The organism is Sphingomonas naasensis, assembly GCF_004792695.1.
Taxonomy (GTDB): domain Bacteria; phylum Pseudomonadota; class Alphaproteobacteria; order Sphingomonadales; family Sphingomonadaceae; genus Sphingomonas; species Sphingomonas naasensis.
The window spans coordinates 115,485-140,022 of sequence record NZ_SRXU01000004.1 but is presented as its reverse complement, the minus strand read 5'-3'; the positions used below and the strand labels follow the sequence as shown (position 1 = coordinate 140,022).

Below are 24,538 nucleotides of genomic sequence, written 5' to 3'. Positions count from 1 at the left end.
ACGCCGCAATCACGTCCTGCGAGCGGGTGATCCGCGATGACCTTCGGCGACAATCGCCAAAAGGGAGTCCGAAATGCTCTTCGCACTGGGACATGGTCAAAAATTCGTGCAGCTCGGCATGACTCTCGCCACCGCGGGCAGCGATGGGGACGGCGCCGGCGGCGCGACCAGCAGCGAAGTCGCACCCGCATCCGCGTTCGCGTCGAATGCGCCCGACATGATCGCCGAGGCGGCAGGCGCGGCGGCGGCAGGCGCGGCACCGGCGGGACCCGACCGGTTCGGCTATATGTTCACCGGCGGCGGGCTGGTGCACGATCCCGACGCGTTCGAAAAGCTGGGCGCGGTCGGCGCGGCGATGAACGACGCCGGGCCATTTCCCGGACCGTCGAGCGAGCTGCCCGCCGTGCTCACCTATTTCGGCCAGTTCATCGATCACGACATCACCGCCAACACCGATCGGAATCCCGAGGCATTGGCCGATTTCAGCATCGCCGCGCCGCCGCTGGTGATCAACCCGCGCGCGACGGTGATGCAGCAGCTCGGCAATCTGCGACGCGGCACGCTGCGGCTCGACAGCGTCTATGGCGACGGCACCGATATCGACGAGAAGCTGCGCGACGGGGCACATATGCGCGTCGGCCACGCCGATGGCGGTGAGCCCAATGATCTGCCGCGCTTCGGCCAGATGCTGGACGAAGGCCTAGTGACCGATTTGCCACCGACCACGGGCATGGTCAGCGACTTCGGCCCCGTCGATCCGCGCAAGCTCGCTTTCATCGCCGACAGCCGCAATGACGAGAATCTGGTCGTCGCGCAGCTCCATTTGTCGGTCCTGCGCTTCCACAACGCCGTCGCCGATACGCTTGCCGGTGACGACGACGCGCGCTTCGCACGCGCCAAACGGCTGGTGCAGTGGCATTATCAATGGCTCGTCGTGGAGCGGTATCTCGCCGCCTTGTGCGATCCCGCGATCCTCGCCGTGACGAAGGTGAGCGGGGGCGCCCGCTACGCGGCCTTCGCCAAAGCGCATGGCGGCACGTCCGGGGATCACGCACCGCTCCCGATCGAGTTCAGTGTCGCCGCCTTCCGCTTCGGCCATTCGATGATCCGCGGCGCCTATACCTTCAACGCGTTCTTCGGCCCCGCGGGCAGTCTCGGTCGGGCGACGCTGCACGAGCTGTTCCAGTTCACCGGCAAGGGAGGGCTCGGCGGGGCATCCGTGCTGCCCAGCGTGTGGATCATCAACTGGGCCAATTTCATTGTGCCCGACGACGTCGCACGTGTCGCGCGCCCGATCGATCCCGCGCTGGCCGACGCGCTCGGCGACCTCGTCAATGAAAGCAAGCCGCATCTGCGCTCGCTGGCGCAGCGCAACCTGCGCCGGAGCTATATCCTCAACCTGCCCACCGCGCAGACCGTCGGGGCACAGCTCGACGATGCCGGGATCGAGGTCAAGGCATTGACCACCGCCGAGATCACCGCGGGCCCCGGCGGCGCGGCGATCGACGACAATGGCTACGAGACCCAGACGCCCTTGTGGTTCTACGTGCTCGCCGAGGCGCAGGCGCGGGGCGGCGGCAAACGGCTCGGGCCGATCGGCAGCGCGATCGTCGCCGAGACGCTGGTCGGCCTGATCGCGACCGATCCCGAAAGCTACTGGAACGCCGCGGGCAGCGACCAGGGACGCTGGCATCCCGCTGACGCCGGTCTGCCCGGCGGACCGGTCGACAGCTTCGAATCCTTCTTCAAATTCGCGGGAGTGCTGTGATGCGCCGGTCGACGCTTCGGCCGGGCACTGCGGCAACCGCCTTGCTCGAGGAAACGGTGTGATGGCGAAGGGAACCCAAAGACGGCATTCCGGAACCGGCGAGGCCGGCGAGAATGGCAACCCACTCATCCGGCTCGCCGCGCCTTATGCGTCCGAACTGGTCCCGGGCATGCTGGTCACCTTCCCGCTCGAGGGTACCAGCGACGCGGTCGCGACGCTGCGGTCGAAGGCGGGATTGGCCGTCGCGCACGCGGCCGACTATGGCGAGGGCATGGCCGCCGCCGCCGGGGACGGCGCCGATGCGACGATCTTTCCCTCGCTCGGTGTCGCGGTGCTCGACGCCGATCCCGACCAGCAGGGCGCGATCGCGGCGGCGGTCGCCGACAAGGCCAATCCGCTCGCCTCGCGCGAGTGCGAGCCCATTTTTTTCGCCTTCGGTGGCGCGTCGCCCGACTTCGCCCCGTATCTGCGCGGCTATCGGGACGCGGTGAACGCGCTCTGGGCCCAGCTCAATGGCGAAGCGATCGGCGAAAGCGCGGCACCGGGCCCACTGGCGGGCCTGCCCGGCGCGTGCGCTGCCGGGCAGGCATTTGCCGACAGCCTCACCTCGACCTGGGGATTGACCGCGACGGGGGTGGAGGGCACGGCGCTGACCGGGCGCGGCGTCAAGCTGGCCATTCTCGATACCGGGATCGACATCGATCATCCGGATTTTCGCGGACGCCTGAGCGCCGCGCGGATGAAGTCCTTCATTCCCGGCCAGGACGTAGACGATCTGAACGGCCACGGCACTCACTGTGCCGGCACCGCCGCAGGCTCGCGTCAGCCGCAGCGAGGTCCCCGCTACGGCATCGCATCCGAGGCCGAACTCTATATCGGCAAGGTGCTTTCGAATACCGGCGCGGCGTTGGGCCGCTCGACCGTGTTCGGAATCGAATGGGCGGTCAGCCAGGGATGCCGGATCATCTCGATGTCGATCGGCGGACGGATCTTGCCCGGTGCCGGGCCGAGCCCCGCGTTCGAGACGCTCGCGCGCAACGCACTTCGCAGCAATGCCCTGATTATCGCGGCGGCCGGCAATGACAGCCGCCGCAGCCAGACCCGCCCCGAACCGGTCAGCTCGCCGGCCAACTGCCCGTCGATCATGGCCGTGGCGGCGCTCGACCGCGCCTTGCGGGTGGCGGACTTCTCGAACGCGGCGGTGAACCCCAGCGCCAACATCGATATCGCTGCGCCCGGCGTGCAGGTCTATTCGAGCGCTCCCGAGCCCGCTGCGCCGCCGCAGCCGCCGCGCTTCCGGCCATGGCGCTCGCAATATGACCTGCTCGACGGAACCAGCATGGCGACGCCGCACGTGGCCGGGATCGCCGCGCTTCTGCTGCAGCAGAATCCCTCGCTGAGCGCCAGCGAACTGTGGCGCATGCTCGTCTCGCGCGCGCAGCCGCTGTCGCAGCCGGCGAGCGACGTCGGCGCGGGGCTCGCGCGGCTATAGCCTTTGCGATAAAAGGGGACCCAAGCAGTGGAGATCGGTTCATGTCCGGACGCAAGACCTACAAGCTCAGCGTCCTTGTCACGGTCGAGGAGCCGCACCGCGAGCGCCTCGACGCCATCGAGCAGCAGCTGCGCAACGCCGGCCTCGAAGTTGTCGACACCTCCGAACTCGGCGGCATCATCGCCGGGGACATCGAGGAGGAAAAGCTCGGTTCGCTGGCAGCGGTGCCCGGCGTCGCAAACGTCGAAGTGGACCAGAGCTACACCACCGAGGACGAAGACCCGCATAGCTGACCCGCCGGCGGCGGCGCCCCTGCGGGGCGCCCTCGCCGTGATGGCGCTGTTGACGCTGTCGGCCTGCGCGATGCGCGGCCCGATGGCGATCCGCGACTGCCCCGGTTTCTACGCGATGAGCCACGCGCTGCCGCGCGACGCGCTCACCGAGGCGATCCAGCGCGACGCGCCGCCGCCAACCGAGGCGGACCAGACGGGCGCGATCGCGGCCGCCGACACCGCCGCGACGTCCACCGAGGATTTCGACGCGCTGTTGCGCGAAGGCATCGACCTTGCCGAGCTCGTCGGCCTGTCGGCGGAGGTTTTCCCCCCCGGCCCCGATTGCGACCGTCCTGCCGGAGCGGGGCGCGAGGCGCCGACGCAACCCGGCCTGTTGTTGCTCTCGGGCGGCGGCCAATGGGGCGCGTTCGGCACGGGCTTCCTCAACCGGCTCCACAAATGCGGCGAATTGCCGCAGTTCACCTTCATCAGCGGCGTGAGCACCGGCGCACTCCAGGCCCTGTTCCTCGCCGGCGCCAGCCGCCCGGAGGAAGCCGAGCGGATGTTCGCAACGCTCACGCGCAATTACGCGCCGGCCAGCGAACGGCAAATCGTGAACCGTAACGCGCAGGCCCTTGCCGCGCTCACCGGCTCGGTTGCGGGAAGCGCGCCGCTGCGCCGCCGCATCGAGGAAGCGCTATGTCCGCGCGCCGACGGCCGTCCGGGCGAAGGCGACTGCACGCAAAGCCCGATGCTCAAGCTGCTCGCCGCGCCGGGAACCCCGCCGACGCTGCTCGGCTTCGTCGATGCCCGCAACGGCGGCTTCCGCTTCGTCGACGTGCGGATGCTGGCGCGCCTGCGCGGACGCACCGCGCAGCAATGCATCGTCGGCGCCGCCCTCGCCTCCGCGGCGGTGCCGGTATTCTACCAGCAGGTGCGTATCGACGAACGCTCCTATATGGATGGCGGCGTTCGCCAGTCGGTGTTCGAGGCCGCCATCGCCGAGCGCGCCGCAGCGATCATGGCGGTGCGCGCACGCACAGGTGCAAGCATTGTCACGCCGCCACTTTATGTGGTGCGCAACGGCCCCACGATCGTCGGTCGCGACACCGCGATCGACGGGCGGGCCGACGCGCTGAGCGCGGCGCTGCGCACGCAGAGCATCATGGTCAACGCGCTGGAGGTCGGCTCGATCGCGGCGCTGCGTCTCGGCTTTCCCTCGACCCCGATCCACCTCGCCACCGCCGACGGCTGGAACCGGCCGGCGACGGAGGGCGGACCCGGGTGCCGCAAGGACTTCCACCGTGGCCGTGATCGCAAGGGGATGATGTTCAATCCCACCTTCATGCAATGCCTCCAGCGGTTCGGCGCCGCCAAGGCCGACCGCGCGCAACCGTGGATTGCATTGCCGACCGTCGCCGAGATCGCCGCCGCGCGCGGCAAAGGAGCATCCCGATGAAACACCGCTCTCTCCTTGTCACCACGGCGCTCGTGCTGTCCGGTTGCGGCGCCAATACTCTGCGGCTGGAAAGCGCCGCCACCGTCTCGACATCCTCGACCGCGGTCGTCGACGCGTCGCGCGCCGCGCTCGTCGAGCACAGGCTCCGCCGGGCCCGCGCGAACGCGGTGATCGTCGCAAGCGATCCTTCGTGCACCGGCGCGATAGTCGTCCATATCCGGATAGGATCGACAGGAGCGCTCTGCGCGGACGAACCTGGACCCCAAGGCACCACGATAGCCCTCGACACGCGTCCGATCGCCGATGCCAGCGTACAGCCCACACTGGTGATGATCGCCGCGCTGGCGGACTATGCCGCAGCTCTGGACAAGACTCTCGGCGCGCCGAACCGCGACATCGCCGCCGAGCTGGCGGCCCTCGCCGCCAAGGCCGGCGAGGCGCGCGCGCTCGCCGAGGCGCTATTCGGCGCCGGATTGCCCAAAATCCCGACGGATCTGGCGGGCGATCAGGCGAAAAGCGCGATCAAGCTCGCGCAATTCGCCAGCGATCTCGCGCAGGAAGCCGGCAAGGTCCGGCGCGTGCGCGCGATCGTCGCCGCGCGCGATGCGGAGGTCGGCGCGATCTCGGCCGAATTGCAGAAGCAGGTCAGGGATTGGGTGGCCTTCGCCAGGACCGACGCGAACGACACCACCAGCCGCCTGCGCACGGTCTACAACGGCCAGATCCGCAACAGCCGCCCGTTCGAGCAGCGTCTCGCTTTCGTCGAACTGCTGCAATCGGCGCGCGTCGACGAGAACCAGGTCGAGGCACGTGGAAAGGCGATGGAGGCGGCGGTCGTGCTGCTCGGCAATAGCCGGGCGACGCTGGCACGGCACCTGAAGGGCGATTTCACCGAAACCGAGCGTCGGCGCATCGCCGCCATCGAGGGAAAACGCATAGCAGAAGCACTGCGTCTTTTGGCGCAGGTCGCGACTGCGGTGATCTGAGGAGGAATTATGGCAATCGCAGATGAAACCGTCGCCGCGTTCCGGCAACTTGCGCAGGCCGTGCATCAAGCGGGCGAGAGCGGCAATTTCGGCGCGGATCAAAGCGCGGCGCTGGCCAACGCGGAGACCGCGCTCAATGCCGCGATCCGGAACTTTGCCGCGGCTCCCGGCGATGAAACCGCGCAGCGTGCCGCGGCGGCGGCCGCGGGTCGCGCGGAGCGCATGCTGGCCAGCGCGACACCGGCCGATCTCGACGCCGCGTTGCGAGAGATAGCGGACGCGACGCGGCTGCTCCTCGCTGCAACCGGGGCCGCACGCGCGCACACCGCCGCCCTGCCCTCGATCCAGGGCAGCCTTCGCATCGCGCGCCGGCCCGCGCCGACGGGAGTGCTTTCCGCAACCGGGGCCGACGACAATATCGAGGCGGGCGGCGGCGATCCGACCGTCTACAACAAGCTCATCACGCTGTTCCCCGCCGAGGCGCTCACTCTGTATGGAAGCGGGCTCGCCATCTTCCCCAATGGCGCGGTCAAGAAGCTCGTCGTGCTGATCGTCTGCGTCGTGTTGCTGTTCTTCGTCCGCCGCCTCGCGAACACGAGTCGGCCCGTCGCCAACGAACCGACCAATCTGGATGCCGCCGCGGTTTGGGTCGCGGTCACCGCGTTCCTGCTATGGGCAACCGCGACCGATGCCGAATGGCTGTTCGGGTTTTACGATCTCACCGGCTTCGGGCTGCCGGAGCGCGCGGAGGTCGTCAGGCAATGGGCGGCATTCCTGGGTGCGGCTTTCGTGCTCGGGGCGACAGCTTTCTACACGCCCAAGCCGCTGCCGAGCGAGGGCACCGCCGGTTGACAGCTTTGCTTGATCGGCCATCAGGTGTTGGGGGATCGTCGCCGGCGACAGCGATGTTGTTCGCCGGCGGCCCCCCATTCCTGCTGCGCTCCGGTTGAGCCGATGTGGCGGATCTGCGGAAAACCGCCTCTCGCAGCTTTCCGCCATTTACCCGGGGACGCTCTCGTCTGGATACGACAGCGCGTGCCGCTCAGCTCACCTTGAAGCTCGCCTTGCCATTGGCATAGGTGATCGTCACATAGCTGTTCACGCAGATGTCGATCGCGGACCACACCGCCGAGCTATCGTCGTCGAAAGTGGCCTTGAGATCATATTTGCAGCCCGAGCCCTTGTCGAAATGGACCGTGGTCTTGCCGCCGGTCTTGACCGAGGCCTCCTTGCGCAGCTCGGGATCGAATTTATTGGGCGCCCAGCTGCCCGCGCCGGCGGCCGAGATCTCGATCGACTTGATCGTCTTGCCGGTGCTGTTGGTGAGCATGAAGTCCCAATCCTCGGCCAGTGCCGGCGCGGCGAGCGTCAGCACGGCGGCGAGCGTCGTTGCGATTCGGATCATGGCGATCCCCTCCTGTTCTTGCCCCTTTTCTGCGCGGCAGAGTGCGCTTCCGCGCGGCGCTGGGCAAGCGTCTAGAGCGCGCGCACCAGCCGCACCGCGCAGGCGATCCACGGCGGGTCGGTCACCACTTGCTGGCGGGCGCCCGCGCCGAGCGGGAGGAGGAGAAGCTTGTCGCCCTCGCGCCCGATCAGCCGCCCGAACAGGAAGCGTCCCGCCGGGCGTGGAACGAGCACGTCGCGGTTGAGCGCGCGCGCATAGGCATCCGGCGCGAGGCGATCGCACCAGATCTCATCGCCCGCGCGATAATCGCCGATCCCGCCGCCGACGGTGACCGCGATCATCTCCGGCGCGCCGCGCGGCGGCACCACCGAAGCCGGGCGCCGCGGCGCCTGCACCCCGCTCGAATCGAGGATCGCCGCCACGGCGATCTCGGGACGATCGGGAAGCCGGACGAGATCAGCCGCATCGACGCCGAGCGCCGTGGCGATGCGATTGAGCCAGCCGACCGAGACGGTGCGCGTCCCCGTCTCGAGACGCCCGACCGTCTGCGCCGTGGTCGGCGGGACACAGCGCTGCGCCACCTCCTCGAGCGTGAGCCCCTTGGCGCGTCGCACTTCGCGGATCGCAGTGATCATGCACGTATCCTAACCGATTTGGTTTTTTCACTTTCCTACAAACAGGACTCGGTGGCAAGAGTGTCGCTGCGAACAAAAGGAGATCATCGATGCGGGAGCTGGTCGAGCGCGACATTCATGATCCGGGCGGCACGCGCACGCCGGCGCCGCGGGTGCGGCGGAGCGTGACGGTCAATCTCGCCGAATCACCGCTGAGCTGGCTGCGATCGCGCGGGCATGTCGACGCCCGTCAGTTCGAGGCGGGCGAGCGGCTGCGCGGCGATTACGAGACGGCATCGCTCGGCGCGCGGGTGACGATGCGCTGGGACGCGGGCCCGCGCGCACCCGGCCGGCGCGGCCCGGCCGAGGGGCTCGATCCCACGCTGGCGCAGATCGCGGCGCGGCGGCGCTTCGACGCGGCGGTGGCGGCGGCCGGACCGGGGCTCTCGGACATATTGTGGCGCGTCGTCTGCGCGGGCGAGGGCCTCGTCGCCGCCGAACGGGCATTGGGCTGGCCGAGCCGGGCGGGCAAGCTCGTGCTCGGACTGGCACTCGACCGGCTCGCCCATCATTACGGGCTGCGCTGAATCGGGTAAAACGCCCCTAAGCCGCTGCTAATCATGATTTTTCGGAACGCGTGAATCGCTGGCGCGTATCCGGCCACGATGTTCGGGGGCGAGATGCCGACAATCGACAGGGGTGGCACGCATCCGCGCGCGGCGGCGCGGCTCAAGATCTTCCGGCCGGGCGAGATGGAGCGCGGCGGCGCAACCACGCGCGTCCATCTGCTCAACATCTCGACCGGCGGCGCGCTGCTCTATGCCGAGACCGCCCCCGCGGTGGGCGCGGAGATCCGCCTGACCAGCGGGATCGCGCTCGGGCCGGCGCGGGTGCAGTGGAGCAGCGGCCGCCGCTTCGGCGTCGCCTTCCGCACGCCGCTGACCCCCGGGCAGCTGGCGGCGATGCTGCAGGCCGGAAGCGAGGCCCGAAGCTGACGGATCAGGCCTAAGGCGCGTCGCCTTCGCCGATCGCCGCCGCCGGGCGCGCGAGAAAGCGGCCATAGGCCCAGCTGATGCCGATCAGCGCGACGCCGAGCGCGAGGAACGACAGGATGCGCAGCACGCCATCGAGCGCCGCGGCGTCGAGGAGGAACACCTTGAAGGTGACGAGCGTGAGCAGCGCGAGCCCGGCGATGCGCAAATCATAGACGCCCGCGGTGATGCCGCGCCACAGCCAGAACAGGGCGACACCGAGCAGCGCCGCCGAATAGCCCGTATTCTCGAGCGTTCCGACCGGCCCGGCGAGCAGGCTGCCATGCGTCGCCTGCCGGACGAGCGCGAGCGCGGCGACGATGGTGGCCAGCGCGCCGGCGGTGCGCCATGCCGGCGCGCGCGGCAGCGTCCAGAGCCAGAAAGCGGTGAGCGCGGCGTGGAGCACCGCGGCGTTGAGCAGCGGGAACGGGCCCACCGCCTGCGGCTCGAGCACCGGATTGAGCAGCAGCAGATCGAACCAGACGAACCGCACCAGCCCGAGCCCGAACAGGAATGCGGCGAGCGACGGCAATCGGCGGGTGCGCAGCAGATACCAGCCCGAAGCGAGGCATACCTGGGTGAGCAGCGCGCGCTCGACGAAGCCGAGTTCGACGAAGCGCGGCAAGGTGGCGATCGCGAGCAGCTGCTTGGCGAGCGCGTGGAGGAGCAGGATCCCGACCGCGATGGCGAGGCTGCCGACGAGGCGCCGCGCGCGGCCGAGCTGGCGCGGATCGAGCAGGATCGCGAGCAACGCCGCGGTGGGCAACGCCAGGTCGCGGAACAGCCCGGTCAAGGGCGGGATGCCGAGCAACGGCAGACGGTCGCCGCCCAGCGCCGCGCCGACCATCGTCGCCAGCCCGAAAAGGGATTCGGCGCCCGCGACCATCGCGGCGATCCAGGGCAGCGCGGGCAATTCGAACAAGGCAGGGGCGCGGACGGCGCGCGCCCAGTCCGCCAGTCCGAGCAGCACGAGGGTCAGCGGCAGGCTGAGCCAGCCGTCGGGCAGGAACTGGGCGAGCCCGACCGTGACGAGCAGCCCGGTCGCGAGGCTCGCCGCGGTCAGCACCGGTGCGTCGCTGTCGCGCCTGAGCCGCCATGCGAGATACGCGCATGCGGCCGCCGCCGCCAGCGCGAGCGCGCCCCATGCCGCGGGGGCGAGCAGCGACGGCGCGAACGCGCACGCGATCAGCAGCGGCCCCGCCGAGCCGCCCAGCGCGAGCGTTGCCCAGCCGCGGCCGCGGCCGGCAAGGCCGTGGCCGGGGACCGCGAACAACAGGGTCGCGCCGGCCGCGGCGAGCGGCGTCGCGCTGCGCTCGCCCTGAATCAACGCGAGCGCCTCGAAGGCGAGCAGGAAACCGAGCGCTGCGAGCGCCGCGGGCAAATAGAGCGACTGGCGCCACGACAGGAACAGCGCCGCCGCGGCGAGGACGAGGTAGAAGCTCCACGCCAGCGCGCCGAATTCGAGCGCCGGCGCGAGCGCGAGCAGCTGGACGAAGCCCGCGACGAGCGGCGCCAGCCGCAGCCAGCGATTGTGCATCCCGGTCGCGGGGAGCGCGGCGCTGGCGCAGGCGGCGAGCAGCATGGTGAAGCCGCCCACCGCCGACAGATCGCCGCCACGTCCATCGAGCGCCGCGATCAGATAGTTGATCCACGCGAAGCCGGCGATGCTCGCAGCCAACGCGAGCCAGCCCCAGCCGCGATGGATGGCGAGCCCGAACAGCGCCGCGGTGAACAGCCCGAGATAGACGAGCAGCGGGCCGACCCCGGCAGTATCGAACCCCGCGACGAGCGGCGCGACGAAACCGCCGATCAGCGCCATCGCCGCGGTCGGCGGACCGTGCCGGAGGGCGAGCCCCATCGCTGCCGCAGTGACCAGCACCACCGCGACAAAGGCAGTGAGCGGCGCGATCAGATGATAGAGCGCCGCCGCCATGTAGAGCGTGCCGTAGAGGCTGGCGACGCCGGCCCCGGCAAGCACCTGCGCCACCCGCGGATCCTCGGCAGTCGCGGGCAGGCGGCGCGCACCTTCGCTCGCCGCGATCAGCACCAGCCCAAACAGCGCCGCAAGCAAAGTCCGCACCGTCGGGCCGAGCAGCCCGCTCTCGATCGAATAGCGCACGAGGAAGAAACCGGCGAGGACGAGCGCCGCCCCGCCGATCCAGATCGGCAGGCTGCCGCCGATCAGCGCCTCGAGCTGGATCGCCGGCCGGGCCGGGCTGGTACGTGTCGGCGCAGGGGAAGCCTTTGCGGGTTGCGCGGGCCGCGCGCGAGCGGTGACGATTCGCGCCGCGGGCTGCGCGAATTGCTCCGGCGCGGGAGGCGGCACGTCCTCTTCGCGAGACGCCGCGACGAGGGGCTCAGAAGGTGCGACGAAACGGGACTCGCGCTGCTCGATACGCGCGACGAGTGACTCGACGCGGCGCAACTCCTGTTCCACAACAGCGAGGCGACGCAGGACCACAAAAAAGGCCGCGGCGACGCCAAGGACGAGCAGGAGCGTGAAAGCGATCAAGTGCTTCTCCCTGGCACAGCGGATTCGCGCTGTCGTGGCAAACTAGGTGTTCCCCGGGTCCGGAGTGCCAAGGTTTTGCGGCATGATGGAGGGAATGTCCGATGATCGTATTTGGTTCGACGCTGTCACCTTATGTCCGAAAATGCATGGTGTTCGGGGCCGAAAAAGGGCTCGCGCTGGAACTGCAGCCCGCCGGCATGGGCCGGGGCGGCCCCGATTTCCAGGCTGCGAGCCCGTTCGGCAAGATGCCGGGCTTCAAGGACGAGGATTTCCTGATCTCGGATTCGTCCGCGATCGTCGCCTATATCGAGGCCAAATATCCCGACCCCAACCTGATCCCGGCCGAGCCGCGCGCACGGGCCCGGACGATCTGGTATGACGAGCTGGCCGACACGATCATGATGGCCGCGGGCGGCGCGATCTTCGGCAATCGCTTCGTGCTGCCGCGGGTGCTCAAGCAAGACTGCGACCATGAGGCCGCCGACCGGGCCGAGCGCGACCAGCTGCCGCCGATCTTCGACTATCTCGAGAATATGATCCCCGCGAGCGGCTTCCTCGTCGAGGACCGGCTGACCCTTGCGGACATCGCGGTGGCGAGCCCGTTCGCGACGCTCGGCTGCATCGAGGTGCGGGCGAACCCGGCGCGCCATCCGCGCACCGCCGCCTATCTCGAGGCGATCCACGCGCGGCCGAGCTTCGCCGAGATCATCGCGCGCGATCAGGCGACCGTTGCGGCGATGGGCGGCCCGGTGAGCGCGCAACAGGCCGCCTGAGGGAGTAGCCAGCCGGGCGCTGCCGCCCTAGATGGGCGGCATGCGGCTCGCCTTCACCAAATGCCATGGCTCGGGGAACGACTTTCCCCTGATCGACGCGCGCGCGCTGGCGCTGGACGACGATGCCTGGGCGGGGATCGCGCGCGCGCTCGCCGATCGCAACGGCCCGGTGGGCGGCGACGGGCTGCTGCTGCTCGTCGCGGGCGACGACGCGCACGCATTCGGCATGCGGATGTTCAACGCGGACGGCTCCGAGGCCGAGACCTGCCTCAACGGGCTGCGCTGCGTGGCGCGCGCGGGATTCGAGGCGCTGGGAATCGATTCGGCGCGAGTGAAGCTCAAGACGAGCTCGGCCGAGGTGGCGCGCGAGGCGGAGCTGGCGCCGGGCGTCGCGACGGTGCGCACCGTGGTCGGGCCGGCCTCGACCGCGCTCGCCGATGTCGGGCTCCGCGGCGCGCTGACCGAGCTGCCGAGCGAACGGAGCTTCACCGCGGTGGCGATGCCCAACCCGCATCTGGTGACGTTCGTCGACCGGGTCGACGAGGCGGAGCTGGTCGCGCTGGGCGAATTTTGCGAGAGCGCGCCGCCGCTGATCCCGGGTCGCGCCAATGTCTCGTTCGTAGAGCTGCGCGGTGCCGACCTGTTCGTGCGGACCTTCGAGCGCGGCGTGGGGCTGACCGACAGCTGCGGCAGCGCGATGGCCGCATCGGTCCTCGCCGCGGGCCTCACCGGGCGCGTGCCGCTGGGCGCCGAGGTCCGCGTGTTCAACAAGGGCGGGCTGGTGCGCGGGCGCGCGAGCGCCGACCGAGTGGTGACGATCAGCGGCAACGCGACCTTTCTCTACGATGCGAGCGTCGAGGTCGATCCGGCACGCGGCGTCGCCGAAGTCCCTGTCGTCCATGCCCGGCGCGAGGAAGAAGCGCGCGCATGGGAAGCGGCGGTGGCGGCGCTGGCCTGAGCTTGTCACGCCCCTGGCGCGTGGCTAGCGTGGCCTGACCAGGAGGCCGGACATGCCGGCGCTACGGGGAGGTATGCGCATGTCGTGGGTCCGCTTGCTTGCCGTCGCCGTGCTGGCCGCCGCGCCGCTGGCGCTCGCCGCGCAGGACACGCCCGCCCCGCAACTCCCGCCGATCGACAAGCCGCTCCCCCCCGCCGCCGACCGCACCCCGCGCGCCAGCGTGATTCTCGCCGATTATCGCTACGACGACATTCTCTGGGAGAATGACCGCACCGCGCATCGCATCTATGGCCATGCGCTCGAAGCCTATGAGCCGCCCTCGGGCTCGGGCGTCGACAGCTGGGGCAAGACCGTCGCCTGGCCGTTCGCCGATCGCCAGCTCAAGAGCGGCGACCAGCATGGCTTTCACGGCGAGGGGCTCGACTATTACAATGTCGGCACCTCGCGCGGCGCGGGCGGGCTCGGCATCTGGTTCGACAACAAGCTGTGGACCTCGCGCAACTACGCCGCGCACCGAATCCTCAGGAACGGCCCCGACGCCGCCGACTTCGAAGTCGACTACAAGCCGTGGCCGGTCGACGTGAACCGCAAGGTCTGGGAGACGCGACGCTTCACCCTGCCGATGGGCACGCACTTCACCCGGATGGTCTCGACGATCCGATCGGACAAGGCGGGGCCGCTGATCGTCGGCGTCGGCATCGCGCGCAAGCCGACCGGCGCCGAGGGCGAGCTCACCGTCGACAAGGCGCGCGGGCTGCTCTCGTGGTGGGGCCCGGAACAGCCGGGCCATGGCCGGATGGCGGTCGCGCTGCGCGTCGATCCGACGATGCTGGTCGACGTCGTCAAGGACGCCGACAACCATCTCGCGCTGCTGCGCGTCACCCCGGGCAAGCCCTTCGTCTATTATTCGGGCTCGGCGTGGAGCCTCGGCAATGGCGGGTTCCGCACGCGCGCCGACTGGGATCGCTACGTCGCCGCCGAACAGCCGCGCTTCGCCCCGCCGGCGCGATAGCCCGATGCCCGTAACTGGAGCCGATCGCATGAGACTCTTGCTTCTTCCGATGCTGGCGCTGCTCGGCGCCGCCCCCGCGCCTGCATGGCAGCGCATCTTCGACGGCAAGAGCCTCGAGGGCTGGACGCCCAAGATCACCGGCTATGCAGTGGGCGAGGATCCGCTGCACATGTTCACCGTCGAGGACGGGGTAATCCGCGTCTCCTATGCGCATTATCCGAAATTCGAGGGCGCGTTCGGGCATCTGTTCTGGAAGACGCCGCTCAAGGCCTATCGCATCCGCTTCGATTACCGGCTGTTCGGCGAGCCGCTGCCGGGGATCAAGACCTGGCAGACCGCCAATTCGGGGCTGATGTTCCACGCGCAGGCGCCCGCGACGATGCGCCGCGATCAGGATTTCCCGGTGAGCCTCGAGCTGCAGCTGCTCGCCGTTCCACGCCCGACGCAGGAGCCGACCGGCAATCTCTGCACGCCGGGCACGACGGTGGTGTTCGAGGGCAAGCGCGACCCACGCCACTGCATCCTGTCGAGCGCGCCGCTGGTCCCGGTGGGGCGCTGGACCCGCGTCGAGCTCGAGGTGCTGCCCAATGGCGCGGTCACCCATTTCATCGACGGCAAGCCGGTGCTGCAATATTCGGGGATCGAACTCGATCCCGCCGACAAGGACGCGCAGCCGCTGATCGCCGCGGCCGGCAGCAAGCTGACGCTCGGCGAGGGCTATATCGCGCTGCAAAGCGAGGGCCACCAGATCGACTTCCGCGACATCGAGGTCAAACGGCTCGATTGAAGGTCGCGCGCGGTTCGAGAAAGTGGCGCACCCGACAGGATTGTGCGTGCGTCACCAAATTCTCCATATGTAATTGGTTTTGTTGTGAGCGTCCGGCTTCGTGGAACACGATTGTGTGAGAGTGGAGGGTAGCGCCTTGTCAACCATTGTGAAGGGGTTTGGCCGCTTTGCGCTCCATTTCGGCGATTCAGCTGGGTCGTGAACGGTCCGAAAGCTGCCGTTGCTGCAAGAGGCATCGGACACAGAGCTGTTGGCAAGACCCGGGGATCTTTCCATCCAACCGACGAGCGGGTACCAAAAAACTAGCCGCTCTGAATAGTTGCTCGATTGCGTTCGCCTTGATTCGCATGCAAGTTTCCTGCCTCGGGGTGGAGGGGTAAAGCATGGATTTGGCGACGCGTCTTACTGAGCTGGCAGCGAAGACCCAGCAGCATCGGGAAGTCTTACTGACGGAACAGGCCGCCAAGACCGCCCTTGTGATGCCATTCATCAACCTCTTGGGTTATGACGTATTCAATCCGTCCGAGGTTGTCCCGGAATACGTAGCGGACGTTGGCACCAAAAAAGGTGAGAAGGTCGATTACGCAATCTGCATCGGTGGTAAGCTCTCGATTTTGATTGAGTGCAAACCCTCCACCGGCGACCTCACGATCAACCATGCATCGCAATTATTCCGCTATTTCAGCGTAACGGATGCTCGGCTTGCGATCCTGACGAACGGCGTAATCTACAAATTCTTCTCCGACCTTGATCAGCCGAACAAGATGGACGCGCAACCATTCTTTACACTGAGCCTCGATGCGGTTCGCAAGTCCGACGTGCGCATTCTCGAAAGCTTTACCAAAGCCGGCTTCGATATCGACGCTATCGTACGCGAGGCGTCCAATCTGAAACTGGAATCCCTCGTCCGTAAAGAGCTGGAAAGCGAAATGGGGACCGCGTCGGAGGAGTTTGCCCGCTTGATCGCCAAGCGCGTTTATCCGGGTCAGGTGACATCGCAGGTGAAAGACAACTTCACGCGGCTCATCGCAAACTCGTTCTCGGCGATTGTGCGTGACCATGTGAATGATCGGCTCACCTCTGCCCTGAACGCTTCAGCCGTTCCCGAACATGATGAGGGGCCGGGGGCGTCGTCGCCAGAGGAAGTCATCACTACTGAGGAGGAAGTGAGCGGGTTTCGTATCGTACAGGCCATCGCTTCTCGGCTGATCGACCCCAAGCGTGTCGTCATGCGGGACGCAAAATCCTACTGCGCTGTCCTGCTTGACGACAACAACCGTAAATCACTGGCTCGCCTGCACTTTAATGGCCTGACGACGAAATATGTCGGCACATTTGACGGTCAGGCAGAGACACGGAATTTAATCAGCGATTTGACCGACATTTATAAGTTCGCACCGCAAATTGAAGCGCGCATCAACGAGCTTAGCAGCAAGAAGACGGATTGAGTCGCCGCTCTTCTCTGGCCAACGCCCTTGGCTCCGCCGCGAGGCATCGAAAGGTTCACAGTCCGTGCAAGACGAAGCGCCGCTGAATGACAGCGGATATGATCGTAATGATGAGCAGTCGGCCTCTGCTCGCTCTGTACAGAAGCTTTTCGATGACACGCGTAAACGGCTGGTAGAGACAGGTACGCGAAATCGGCTTGTCCACGTCAACCGCGCAAACACTCGCGGTAATATTGTGAATGTCGTCAACGAGCGATCGGACGAAGTTTGGGCAATCCTGTCGTCGGGCAAAGCCATGCGCTTCCGCGCGCTGGGGCATGATACCCGGCGCGGCGATGACGCGTCGGATATTGTCTTGGCGAATGAGGATTCCGATGAGGTCGGAACCGACCGCTACACCGACAACCAGCTAGAGACGCGATTGGGACCGGACGGGCTGGCGAAGAAGTTGCTCAAAATCGCCCGTGAAGCGAAAACGGCAGAGGAAGAGCAAGGCGTCAACATACTGTACCTTGCTCTCGGATTTCTGACTTGGTTTGAGGACACGACCTCAACCGTGGTGCGGGAAGCTCCGTTGATCCTGTTGCCCGTGGAACTGGTGCGCAACGCCCGCACCTCAACCTACGATATCAGGTTGCGAGACGAGGATCTGATAACAAATTTGCCCTTGCAGCAGAGGCTGTCCGAGGATTTTGGGATTAGGCTTCCTCCGGTCGAGGTCGGAGATAATTGGAAGCCGTCCGATTATTACAAGCAAGTCGAAGCTGTCATCGCCGACCGAGCGCGATGGAAGATCGACAGCGACGCAATGCAGCTGGGATTTTTCTCATTTTCAAAGCTGCTGATGTATCTCGACCTCGCACTGGATGCGTGGCCTGACAGCGCGTTGGAGGGCCACGCCCTGACACGCGGGCTATTATACGAGGGGTTCGATTCCGAACAACCGCTGTTCGGACCCGATGACCGCCTCGATGACATTCTGCCACCAGAAAAGATGTTTCATGTTGTCGATGCGGATTCCAGTCAGGCGCGTGTGATCGAAGAAGTGCGCTCTGGTCGGAACTTGGTTGTTCAAGGCCCGCCTGGCACCGGCAAGAGTCAGACTATCACCAATATCATCGCGGCGGCTGCGAAAGAGGGTAAAACCGTCTTGTTCGTCGCGGAAAAAATGGCTGCGCTTTCGGTGGTTCACGATCGCTTGGTCAAAGTCGGCCTGCGAGACGTTTGCCTTGAACTGCATTCCAAATCGGCGAACAAAAAGGTTGTACTGGCGGAGATCGCGAGGACGCTCGGTGCCGCGCAAGCCATTCCCGCTATGCCGCAAGCGCCTGTTGCGCTGACAGAAACAAGAGATCGCCTAAACCGGATCGCAGACGCGCTGCACACACCGATTGGTGAAACGGGCGAAACGCCATTCTCCGCACTCGCCCGCCAAGCTCGATATATCGGCATGGATGCACCAACGCCGATGTTTGAAGCCGATGCGCTGGCAACAATGCCGAAGGCAAAAGAGCGCGAACTTGCCAACGACCTTCTTGAATTTGGTTCTCTGCTTCAGTCCTTGGGTAACCTGCGTTCCCATCCTTTTTGGGGAGTCGGCGCGCTCGACCTGCAACCCGTTGAATTAGCGCGCTTGCGAAACGATCTAACTACCGCCGTTGAAGCAGTTCAGGAACTACGCGATGTCCTCGACGGGCCATTGACGGCGATGCGATTGCCGTTGGCACGATCCTTGTCGGTGGTGTCGGCTGTTATCGAAACTATGCGTGGCCTGATCGGTCTCCCCGAAGGCGAAGCCACGCTTGCTAAGGCCATCTCGCGTGTCTCTGATCCGGCGCGACTTACCGAGGCGCTAGATACGGCAACGGCTTGGCGTGAACTCCGCGACGCGGAGGCGGCAGAGTTTACGGAACCTGCATTTGATGGCGATGCCGCTTCTATCCGTGCGCCATTGGTTGCTGGAACCGGGTCATTTTTCGCTCGATGGGGATCAGCGTATCGGGGTGCCTCCCGGCAGTTGGGAGGTATGTTGCGCAACCCAATGCCCAAAAGCGCTGACGATCGGGTCAGCTTGATAGATCGGTTGCTGGAGGTGAAGCGGCTCCGCGCTCGTTGGGGTGACGACGAAGCTTTCATGAGTGCTGCACTAGGCGAGGTCTGGCGTGGAGAGCGGACCGACTTCGCGCGAGTAGCCGGTATCGCGCGGTGGGTATTCAAGGCTCGGAATGTCCCGCTAACGATAGACATAGAGCAAGCGATTGAGCTGGGCGCAGCCGCGCCTGCGCTTGAGGCGATGATTGATGGGCTTGAGCGACGATCGCCTGTGGCGCGTGATGCGATCGACCGCACCACCGGAATATTACAACTCGATTCGGCCATATTTGATGGTGGCGTGGATGGCGTCGATCTGATCGATATCACCGCCAGATTCTCGGCAATGGCTGATTCCGTTGATCGCTATGCCGAATGGTCGAGATTGCGCAGACTAGAGAACCAGCTTGCCGTTGGCGGAGTTGCTGCCCTTGCGGATCGCGTTGCCAGTGGCGCGCTAGATGGGAATGCCGGTGTTATCGAATTGAAGTTCGCGAGAGCGGAAAGGCTCTGGCAGGATTCAATCGCAGCATGGCCAGAGCTTAAGGAAATCGGAAACCTCAACCGACACGCGCTCGCGGGAGAGTTCGCCGGCCTTGAGCGCAAGCGGTTGAAAGAGAATGTGACGACGATCCTCGCCGGTCATTTAGCTCAGGTGCCGCAAGGTGCGCTTGGCGAAATGAAAATAGTTCGGGGAGAGATCGGAAAGAAGCGGGCGCACATTGCGCTTAGGCGATTGTTCGAACAGGCACCGGCTGCGCTGCAACGGATCAAGCCAGTAGTTCTTATGAGTCCGATTTCGGTAGCTCAGTATCTGACACCGGGGCGCCTCAGTTTCGACTTGCTGGTCATCGATGAAGCAAGTCAGGTGCGTCCTGAAGATGCTCTTGGGGCAATCGCGCGGGCGCGACAGATTGTCGTTGTGGGGGATCAGAAGCAGTTGCCCCCATCATCCTTCTTCGATCGCCTGGTCGCCGATGACGGCGAAACCGAAGAGGAGGATGAAGAGGGCGAAGAGAACCTGCTGGGGGGTGCCGCCGCTCTCGGATCGCTCGAAAGCATCCTATCGCTTTGCGAGGCGCGTGGTCTCTCGTCACGCATGCTGCAATGGCATTATCGATCGCGTGATCCCTCGCTGATCCGGGTTTCTAATCGTGAGTTCTACGAGGATGGGCTGATCCTCCCACCATCGCCGCTACAGGAAGACCCCGCCTATGGACTGATCTTTACCAAGGTCGATGGGGTCTATGATAAGGGTGGCAAACGCGACAATCGCCTTGAGGGCGAAGCGATCGTCAAGCGCGTGTCGGAGCATGCGCGCGCCAATCCCAACCTTTCGCTTGGGATCGTGACGTTTTCATCCGCGCAGAAGAATACGATCACGGAGCTGCTCGAACTGATGCTCGGCAGCAACTCGCCATATGGGCTGCGCGATCAGGGGGCTATCGCCGCGCGCGATGTAGCCGCACGCCGTGATTGCGTATCCCTGCGCAGAAAACGGGATCGATCGCCAAGGACCGCGCCGGTCGCCATCCGGGTTCGAGAACCCGTTCAGGTTGGGTGGCAGAGTGTTGCGAAACGCCTTCCATTCGACCGGTGGCACCTTACCGTACGCTAGAACCGTGTCGTGCGCCAAGCCAATAGCTGCGCGGTTCTCGCGCGACGTTCGCTTCTGCCAGATGACCTCCGCCAAGAAGTTTCGCCTCCCAAAGACCTCGTCAAGGATGACCTTGAGGTAGTGGCCTTCATTGTCGTCGATCGACACCCAGATGCTGCCGTCCTCCGCCAGCAGATCGCGCAGCAGCACGAGCCGGGGATAGATCATGGCCAGCCATTGGCTGTGTTCCAGATTGTCATCATAATGCTCGAACGCCGAACGCGTGTTGTACGGCGGATCGATGTAGATGCATTTCACTGCGCCCTTGAAATAGGGCATCAGCGCCTTGAGCGCGTCGAGGTTGTCGCCTTGGATCAGCATGTTCGCTGGATCGGCGTCGCCGCCGTCCAGCTCGGACCGTGCTTCCAGCAACCGATACGGCACCTGCGCCGCCGCGCGTACGTCGTCCCCGCGCGTCATCCACTCCAGCGTCGGCACCTATCCCCCGGGGTCAAATTCAATAGCTACGCGAGGGCTAGCACGGCGCGGTCGGAGCGGGAACGGCGAACCGCTTTCGCCCGGCTCGAGGCTTCTCTCCGAATAGCCGATTCAATGCGCACGGAATGTTGAAGGTTCTCCGCAAAATGCCGTTTCAATGCGCGCGAGCGTTTGGGAGCTTCTCCGGAAATTGCCGTTTCAATGCACAGTGCGATGTCGCCGATGAAGGCCATAATCACCCTCAACGCACGAATCTGGGCCGTTTTTTGTATTTGCCACAATTAGGGGAGAGCGAGAATTCGGCTTCTCCGCTAATTCCAATACCGGCCGCCAGAGCAGGCTCGGCGAGTGCGAGTCCAGTGCCACCGTCCGCGATAAATCCATATAGGGGAACGATTTATTTTGGGATGCCGGGGGGCGGCGGCTTCTCCGCTAAATCGCGCGCCGGTAAATATGGGACCTCCTCTGCAGCTATTCGGCCGACTGCAACAGCATCCTCGGAGCCGCTTATCGGAATTAGCGGAGAACAATTATGCCGCTCCATCGCCGCATTGCAGACCACTAAGGTCCGAAACGACGTCATTCTCGCCTTCTCCGCTAATTCCTGTCGAATTCTCCGCAGTTGCTGGAAATGCGAACCTAGGTCGGAACGCAGCGTGGCAAAGCCAGCTGGAAGCCGAAAAGGTGGTTGAGGGGATCTGCCCACGTAATCCTCGAAATTGTGACGTTGTTGCGTATCGCAGCAGCGCCAATCCCAAACCCTCCCTCGGAACCGCCGCGAAGCCTTCGCGCGGTTGAGATGGAGAATGAAATGGCGGCTCTCAGCGAGCTTGCGCGGAATTGGTTGCGAAAAACCGAACTGGGAAAAGGCATTCGCATCGATGCCGATGCCCTCGATCTGCTCAACGCGATCGGTGTGGGCGAGTTCATTCAGGCAGCCGCCGCCGAACAACAGAGGAAAATATGCGAAAACAGGATCAACCCCTCTATTCGAGGGGACGGTATAAACTCGTCTACGACAGGAAGCGGAACGGAAGCCTTCGGTCACCCTATCTCCAGATCGTCTGGTATGATCAGGCCACAGGACGTAACCGAAGCCGCTCAACGGGCACAGCGAGCGTTGAAGATGCGCAGCATCAGCTAGATGCGCTTTATCTTGAGCGCGAGCGCGGTCAGGCGGTGTGCCCGAGCTGCGGGCAGCCTCTCCAGGCGAGCGCTCGGCATCTCGTAACAGACGCCATTGCGAACTATCTGATTGCTCGCGAAACCCGCGCCAGCATTAGCGCGATCAGGCCGCGTCTAGCGCACGTCGTTGCCTACCTCACCGAAATCGGGAAACTTGATGCCGTCTGCGAGGATATCGACGAAGATTGGATTGACGCTTTCCGCGAATGGGCCTCGGAGGTTCCCATTGCGCTGCCGAACGGCGACACTCGGGAGCGCGCGCCCGGGACGGTCGAGGCTAGCGTACGCCAGCTTGCCGCTGTCATCAATTTGGCCGAAGCGAACAGGAATACGCTGTCCCGCGCCAAGTTCGTGCCTAAGAAGCCGGCGGAAGTCAGCCAGACGCCGATGTACCGGGCCGACATTCCAACGCTCGCGGCCATGTTCAATTATTGCATCGATCCGAAGATGGCCAAAGGCGAAAGCGAAAAACTGCGCGATAGGCGGATTCAGTTCCGCGAGCAGCTTCACCGCTTCCTGCAGATCAGCGTCACGACCTGGGCGCGGCCTGATGCTGCTCACGATGTGTCTGTCGATTCGAAGCGCGCGCAGTGGCATTCGGCATCGAGGACGCTCAATCTGAATCCGAAGGGCCGGGCTCAGACCAAAAAGTACCGGCCGATTATCCCGGTCGCCCGACAAATGGCGCCGCTCCTTGATGGTCACAAGGGCTTCTATGTCGAAGTCGCGTCGGTTAGGCAGGCGTTCGAGGCGCTGCAGCAAGCACTCTACCTGCCTGGTGATCGCGAAGCGGGCCTCAAGCTGGTCCGTCGCTCGATGGCCCAGCTCGCTCGCCGCCGTCTGGGAGAGCGGGACTGGGTGGAGGGCAAGATTTTCCTCGGGCATCATCGCCCGGATGTGTCGGATATTTATGCCCCCTTCGACCCGGATTACCTCAGCCGTGCGCGGGAGGTGACTGAGCAGATTATCGACGAAATCATCGTGTTGGCGCCGAACGCGTTTCAACCGACCGGAGGTCAACGCCGCAATGAACCGCGATAGCCCCGGCGCCCCCGGCGCCGCTTACCTCGGCAGTAACCTGAGCAGACGACAATCTTGAAACCTGTCTCGGATAGAGGGCGCTATGCCACAACGCCCTGACTCCACCGCCCACCCCGCTTTTCTGCTAGCACGACAACCCCTTCTTCAAATGGGCAAGGACATCTGCGTCATCGGAATCCTGTCGTGTGTGTTTCTGCTGGGCCTGTCGGCAGTCGCCCCGAGATACGCGACGCACCCTCTCCATCTCATCAGTGTCTGTTCGATACTAATATCGAGCATGCTGCGCGTTTGCCTGGGCCTGTATGGCCAGTCGCAGTCCTTTTGGGCGGAGATGCAGAGCGTGTCCGCCAACGCGGCAGCGATCGCCGCACAAGCTGAGGCTTTGTCTGATTGGCCGAGAGTCGGTGCTAAGTGAGCGCGTCATCGCAGCCACCTTCGTAGAGGGCCGCACTGCGATACCCTTGCCTCGTTCGCTTGCAGCGGTCTCGAAAGCCGCCGCTTATTCGCTTATTCAGCCGCCCATCCACGGGTCGAATGGACAATCTTTGGGATATTGGGGAGGCCAGCTTACGCAGGCTAGAGGATTAGCGCCCGTCGAAATACGGCAATCAGAATCTCGTGGTTCCGAAGTGACGCCTGTTCAAAATTCGACGCGGTATAGCCAGGCCCGAGCAAGGTCAGTCCCGGTTTTGGCTGAATATCCCTTGCTAAACGGAAATAGCACCCGCGCACCGATCGGACCGCAATCAAACATGTGATAGATAGCAAAGCCAAGAGCTTGGGCCTTGGTGCCGAGCGGGCAGAGCATGACGCTCGTGTCAGGCGCGCTCGACAAACGCCGCTCGACGATCTCGCGCAACACCGAGGCCGTCCCGAACGGATCATTGGCCGGAGCGAACGAGCGGTGATACTCAGAGAAGCCAGGATCCCCGAGTTCGTCGGCAGCCTTGCGCGACCGCAAAACGCTTTCCTGATACATATCGGCGCGCAGCGATGGCAAGCCGAACATCTGATGCTTGTCCGCCTTGTCCTTCGTCTCGGCTACGGCGGCGAGGAGCCGATCGTCATAACCCATGCCGATGACCAGGAAATCGTCGCTGCCGCGAGCACTTGGTGACCCTTCGAACCCACGCACCGGTCGCACCTCGTAGATCGAGCCGGTGGAGAAGGGAGTTTTCTCCTTCAGCGCATAATGCTTAGGTTCGGCGTATATTAGATCGACATAGCGTAAGCCGAGACGCTTCAGGTACAAGACCAGAAACATTAGATGCGGGCGCAAAATCCCGGTAATGTCGATGCACAGTCGCGTTGCCGCCGGGTCCAAGCTGCCCTCAGCCACAAGACCGTCGATCAAAGCGCGGCAATAGGTTGATTCATCAGTGCCAGCCAGCATGAACCGCTCGCCTTCTGGGAGATCTTCGGCTGCGAGCTCGTATTCCTCATGAATTAACCAGATTTTCTTCGCCGCGCTCACTTGGTCGAAGACAATCTTGATGCGTTCACCAAGGTTGAATGCGGAGAGGAACAGCTCGTAGGATTCTAATTGCTGCCAGCCGCTAGTGCCGTAGATCTCCTCGCGCAGGAAAAGGCCGTAGTCAAAACTCATCGA

The 24,538-nt window shown here is 65.0% G+C and carries 20 protein-coding genes and 1 pseudogene; 15 read left to right on the top strand and 6 right to left on the bottom strand.

Annotation, left to right across the window (positions count from 1 at the left end; genetic code table 11):
- Nucleotides 1–73 precede the first annotated feature (73 nt).
- The 6 genes from E5A74_RS10605 (at nt 74) to E5A74_RS10580 (ending at nt 6,829) form a co-directional block, all read left to right on the top strand.
- Nucleotides 74–1,768 (top strand): peroxidase family protein, encoded by a 1,695-nt coding sequence (locus tag E5A74_RS10605; protein ID WP_135984641.1) that lies wholly within the window; start codon nt 74–76, stop codon nt 1,766–1,768.
- Nucleotides 1,769–1,829: 61 nt separating this feature from the next.
- Complete coding sequence (locus E5A74_RS10600) at nt 1,830–3,260, top strand: S8 family serine peptidase (RefSeq protein WP_135984639.1); 1,431 nt, start codon at nt 1,830–1,832, stop codon at nt 3,258–3,260.
- A 41-nt stretch (nt 3,261–3,301) separates the two neighbouring features.
- Nucleotides 3,302–3,553: a hypothetical protein gene (locus E5A74_RS10595; protein ID WP_135984637.1), complete on the top strand. Its 252-nt coding sequence runs from the start codon at nt 3,302–3,304 to the stop codon at nt 3,551–3,553.
- Nucleotides 3,554–3,593: 40 nt separating this feature from the next.
- Complete coding sequence (locus tag E5A74_RS10590; RefSeq protein WP_135984635.1) at nt 3,594–4,991, top strand: patatin-like phospholipase family protein; 1,398 nt, start codon at nt 3,594–3,596, stop codon at nt 4,989–4,991.
- A complete protein-coding gene (locus E5A74_RS10585; protein ID WP_135984633.1) occupies nt 4,928–5,977 on the top strand; it encodes a hypothetical protein in 1,050 nt (349 codons plus the stop codon). Before E5A74_RS10590 ends, E5A74_RS10585 begins: the two co-directional genes overlap by 64 nt.
- 9 nt (nt 5,978–5,986) lie before the next feature.
- A complete protein-coding gene (locus tag E5A74_RS10580; RefSeq protein WP_135984631.1) occupies nt 5,987–6,829 on the top strand; it encodes a hypothetical protein in 843 nt (280 codons plus the stop codon).
- Nucleotides 6,830–7,019: 190 nt separating this feature from the next.
- Here the strand turns inward: E5A74_RS10580 and E5A74_RS10575 are convergent, their stop codons facing one another.
- Nucleotides 7,020–7,382, bottom strand: a complete 363-nt coding sequence (locus tag E5A74_RS10575; protein WP_135984629.1) for a hypothetical protein — start codon at nt 7,380–7,382, stop codon at nt 7,020–7,022.
- A gap of 71 nt (nt 7,383–7,453) precedes the next feature.
- A complete protein-coding gene (locus E5A74_RS10570; RefSeq protein ID WP_135984627.1) occupies nt 7,454–8,017 on the bottom strand; it encodes a helix-turn-helix domain-containing protein in 564 nt (187 codons plus the stop codon).
- Between the two features lie 89 nt (nt 8,018–8,106).
- Between E5A74_RS10570 and E5A74_RS10565 the strand changes: the two genes are divergently transcribed.
- A complete protein-coding gene (locus E5A74_RS10565) occupies nt 8,107–8,583 on the top strand; it encodes a DUF6456 domain-containing protein (protein ID WP_135984624.1) in 477 nt (158 codons plus the stop codon).
- A 93-nt stretch (nt 8,584–8,676) separates the two neighbouring features.
- A complete protein-coding gene (locus E5A74_RS10560; RefSeq protein ID WP_166745788.1) occupies nt 8,677–8,991 on the top strand; it encodes a PilZ domain-containing protein in 315 nt (104 codons plus the stop codon).
- Nucleotides 8,992–9,001: 10 nt separating this feature from the next.
- On the opposite strand, the gene E5A74_RS10555 is transcribed toward E5A74_RS10560, so the two are convergent.
- Entirely contained in the window at nt 9,002–11,539 is a 2,538-nt protein-coding gene (locus E5A74_RS10555) for a DUF2339 domain-containing protein (RefSeq protein WP_208411869.1), read from the bottom strand.
- Nucleotides 11,540–11,640: 101 nt separating this feature from the next.
- On the opposite strand from E5A74_RS10555, the gene E5A74_RS10550 reads away from it, so the two are divergent.
- The 6 genes from E5A74_RS10550 (at nt 11,641) to E5A74_RS10525 (ending at nt 20,226) form a co-directional block, all read left to right on the top strand.
- Nucleotides 11,641–12,312 carry a glutathione S-transferase family protein gene (locus tag E5A74_RS10550; RefSeq protein ID WP_135984620.1) on the top strand — a complete coding sequence of 224 codons (672 nt, stop codon included), beginning with the start codon at nt 11,641–11,643 and terminating at the stop codon, nt 12,310–12,312.
- Nucleotides 12,313–12,352: 40 nt separating this feature from the next.
- The gene (gene dapF / locus E5A74_RS10545) at nt 12,353–13,270 is read left to right on the top strand and encodes a diaminopimelate epimerase (RefSeq protein WP_206365833.1); all 918 of its coding nucleotides are present in this window, start codon (nt 12,353–12,355) and stop codon (nt 13,268–13,270) included.
- Nucleotides 13,271–13,349: 79 nt separating this feature from the next.
- Nucleotides 13,350–14,282: a DUF4861 family protein gene (locus E5A74_RS10540; protein ID WP_135984615.1), complete on the top strand. Its 933-nt coding sequence runs from the start codon at nt 13,350–13,352 to the stop codon at nt 14,280–14,282.
- 28 nt (nt 14,283–14,310) lie between these two features.
- Complete coding sequence (locus E5A74_RS10535; RefSeq protein WP_135984613.1) at nt 14,311–15,069, top strand: 3-keto-disaccharide hydrolase; 759 nt, start codon at nt 14,311–14,313, stop codon at nt 15,067–15,069.
- 383 nt (nt 15,070–15,452) lie between these two features.
- Nucleotides 15,453–16,517, top strand: a complete 1,065-nt coding sequence (locus E5A74_RS10530) for a type I restriction endonuclease (RefSeq protein ID WP_135984611.1) — start codon at nt 15,453–15,455, stop codon at nt 16,515–16,517.
- A gap of 64 nt (nt 16,518–16,581) precedes the next feature.
- Nucleotides 16,582–20,226 (top strand): DUF4011 domain-containing protein, encoded by a 3,645-nt coding sequence (locus E5A74_RS10525; protein WP_240699761.1) that lies wholly within the window; start codon nt 16,582–16,584, stop codon nt 20,224–20,226.
- Nucleotides 20,227–20,262: 36 nt separating this feature from the next.
- Here E5A74_RS10525 and E5A74_RS21245 read toward each other — a convergent pair.
- Nucleotides 20,263–20,544 (bottom strand): annotated as a pseudogene (locus E5A74_RS21245) (DNA methyltransferase); the annotation flags it as partial.
- Between the two features lie 556 nt (nt 20,545–21,100).
- Entirely contained in the window at nt 21,101–21,655 is a 555-nt protein-coding gene (locus tag E5A74_RS10515; protein ID WP_135984606.1) for a hypothetical protein, read from the bottom strand.
- An 11-nt stretch (nt 21,656–21,666) separates the two neighbouring features.
- Between E5A74_RS10515 and E5A74_RS10510 the strand changes: the two genes are divergently transcribed.
- Nucleotides 21,667–22,929: a hypothetical protein gene (locus E5A74_RS10510; RefSeq protein WP_240699760.1), complete on the top strand. Its 1,263-nt coding sequence runs from the start codon at nt 21,667–21,669 to the stop codon at nt 22,927–22,929.
- Nucleotides 22,930–23,569: 640 nt separating this feature from the next.
- On the opposite strand, the gene E5A74_RS10505 is transcribed toward E5A74_RS10510, so the two are convergent.
- Nucleotides 23,570–24,535 carry a hypothetical protein gene (locus tag E5A74_RS10505; RefSeq protein ID WP_135984604.1) on the bottom strand — a complete coding sequence of 322 codons (966 nt, stop codon included), beginning with the start codon at nt 24,533–24,535 and terminating at the stop codon, nt 23,570–23,572.
- Nucleotides 24,536–24,538 lie beyond the last annotated feature (3 nt).

Bases quoted from the DNA above. Each gene is read 5' to 3' on its own strand.
- E5A74_RS10580 (WP_135984631.1), top strand. From the start codon at position 5,987: ATGGCAATCGCAGATGAAACCGTCGCCGCGTTCCGGCAACTTGCGCAG.
- E5A74_RS10600 (WP_135984639.1), top strand. From the start codon at position 1,830: ATGGCGAAGGGAACCCAAAGACGGCATTCCGGAACCGGCGAGGCCGGC.
- E5A74_RS10605 (WP_135984641.1), top strand. From the start codon at position 74: ATGCTCTTCGCACTGGGACATGGTCAAAAATTCGTGCAGCTCGGCATG.
- E5A74_RS10590 (WP_135984635.1), top strand. From the start codon at position 3,594: ATGGCGCTGTTGACGCTGTCGGCCTGCGCGATGCGCGGCCCGATGGCG.
- E5A74_RS10535 (WP_135984613.1), top strand. From the start codon at position 14,311: ATGAGACTCTTGCTTCTTCCGATGCTGGCGCTGCTCGGCGCCGCCCCC.
- E5A74_RS10570 (WP_135984627.1), bottom strand. From the start codon at position 8,017: ATGATCACTGCGATCCGCGAAGTGCGACGCGCCAAGGGGCTCACGCTC.
- E5A74_RS10575 (WP_135984629.1), bottom strand. From the start codon at position 7,382: ATGATCCGAATCGCAACGACGCTCGCCGCCGTGCTGACGCTCGCCGCG.
- E5A74_RS10565 (WP_135984624.1), top strand. From the start codon at position 8,107: ATGCGGGAGCTGGTCGAGCGCGACATTCATGATCCGGGCGGCACGCGC.
- E5A74_RS10505 (WP_135984604.1), bottom strand. From the start codon at position 24,535: ATGAGTTTTGACTACGGCCTTTTCCTGCGCGAGGAGATCTACGGCACT.
- E5A74_RS10550 (WP_135984620.1), top strand. From the start codon at position 11,641: ATGATCGTATTTGGTTCGACGCTGTCACCTTATGTCCGAAAATGCATG.
- dapF (WP_206365833.1), top strand. From the start codon at position 12,353: ATGCGGCTCGCCTTCACCAAATGCCATGGCTCGGGGAACGACTTTCCC.
- E5A74_RS10560 (WP_166745788.1), top strand. From the start codon at position 8,677: ATGCCGACAATCGACAGGGGTGGCACGCATCCGCGCGCGGCGGCGCGG.
- E5A74_RS10540 (WP_135984615.1), top strand. From the start codon at position 13,350: ATGTCGTGGGTCCGCTTGCTTGCCGTCGCCGTGCTGGCCGCCGCGCCG.
- E5A74_RS10510 (WP_240699760.1), top strand. From the start codon at position 21,667: ATGCGAAAACAGGATCAACCCCTCTATTCGAGGGGACGGTATAAACTC.
- E5A74_RS10530 (WP_135984611.1), top strand. From the start codon at position 15,453: ATGGATTTGGCGACGCGTCTTACTGAGCTGGCAGCGAAGACCCAGCAG.
- E5A74_RS10595 (WP_135984637.1), top strand. From the start codon at position 3,302: ATGTCCGGACGCAAGACCTACAAGCTCAGCGTCCTTGTCACGGTCGAG.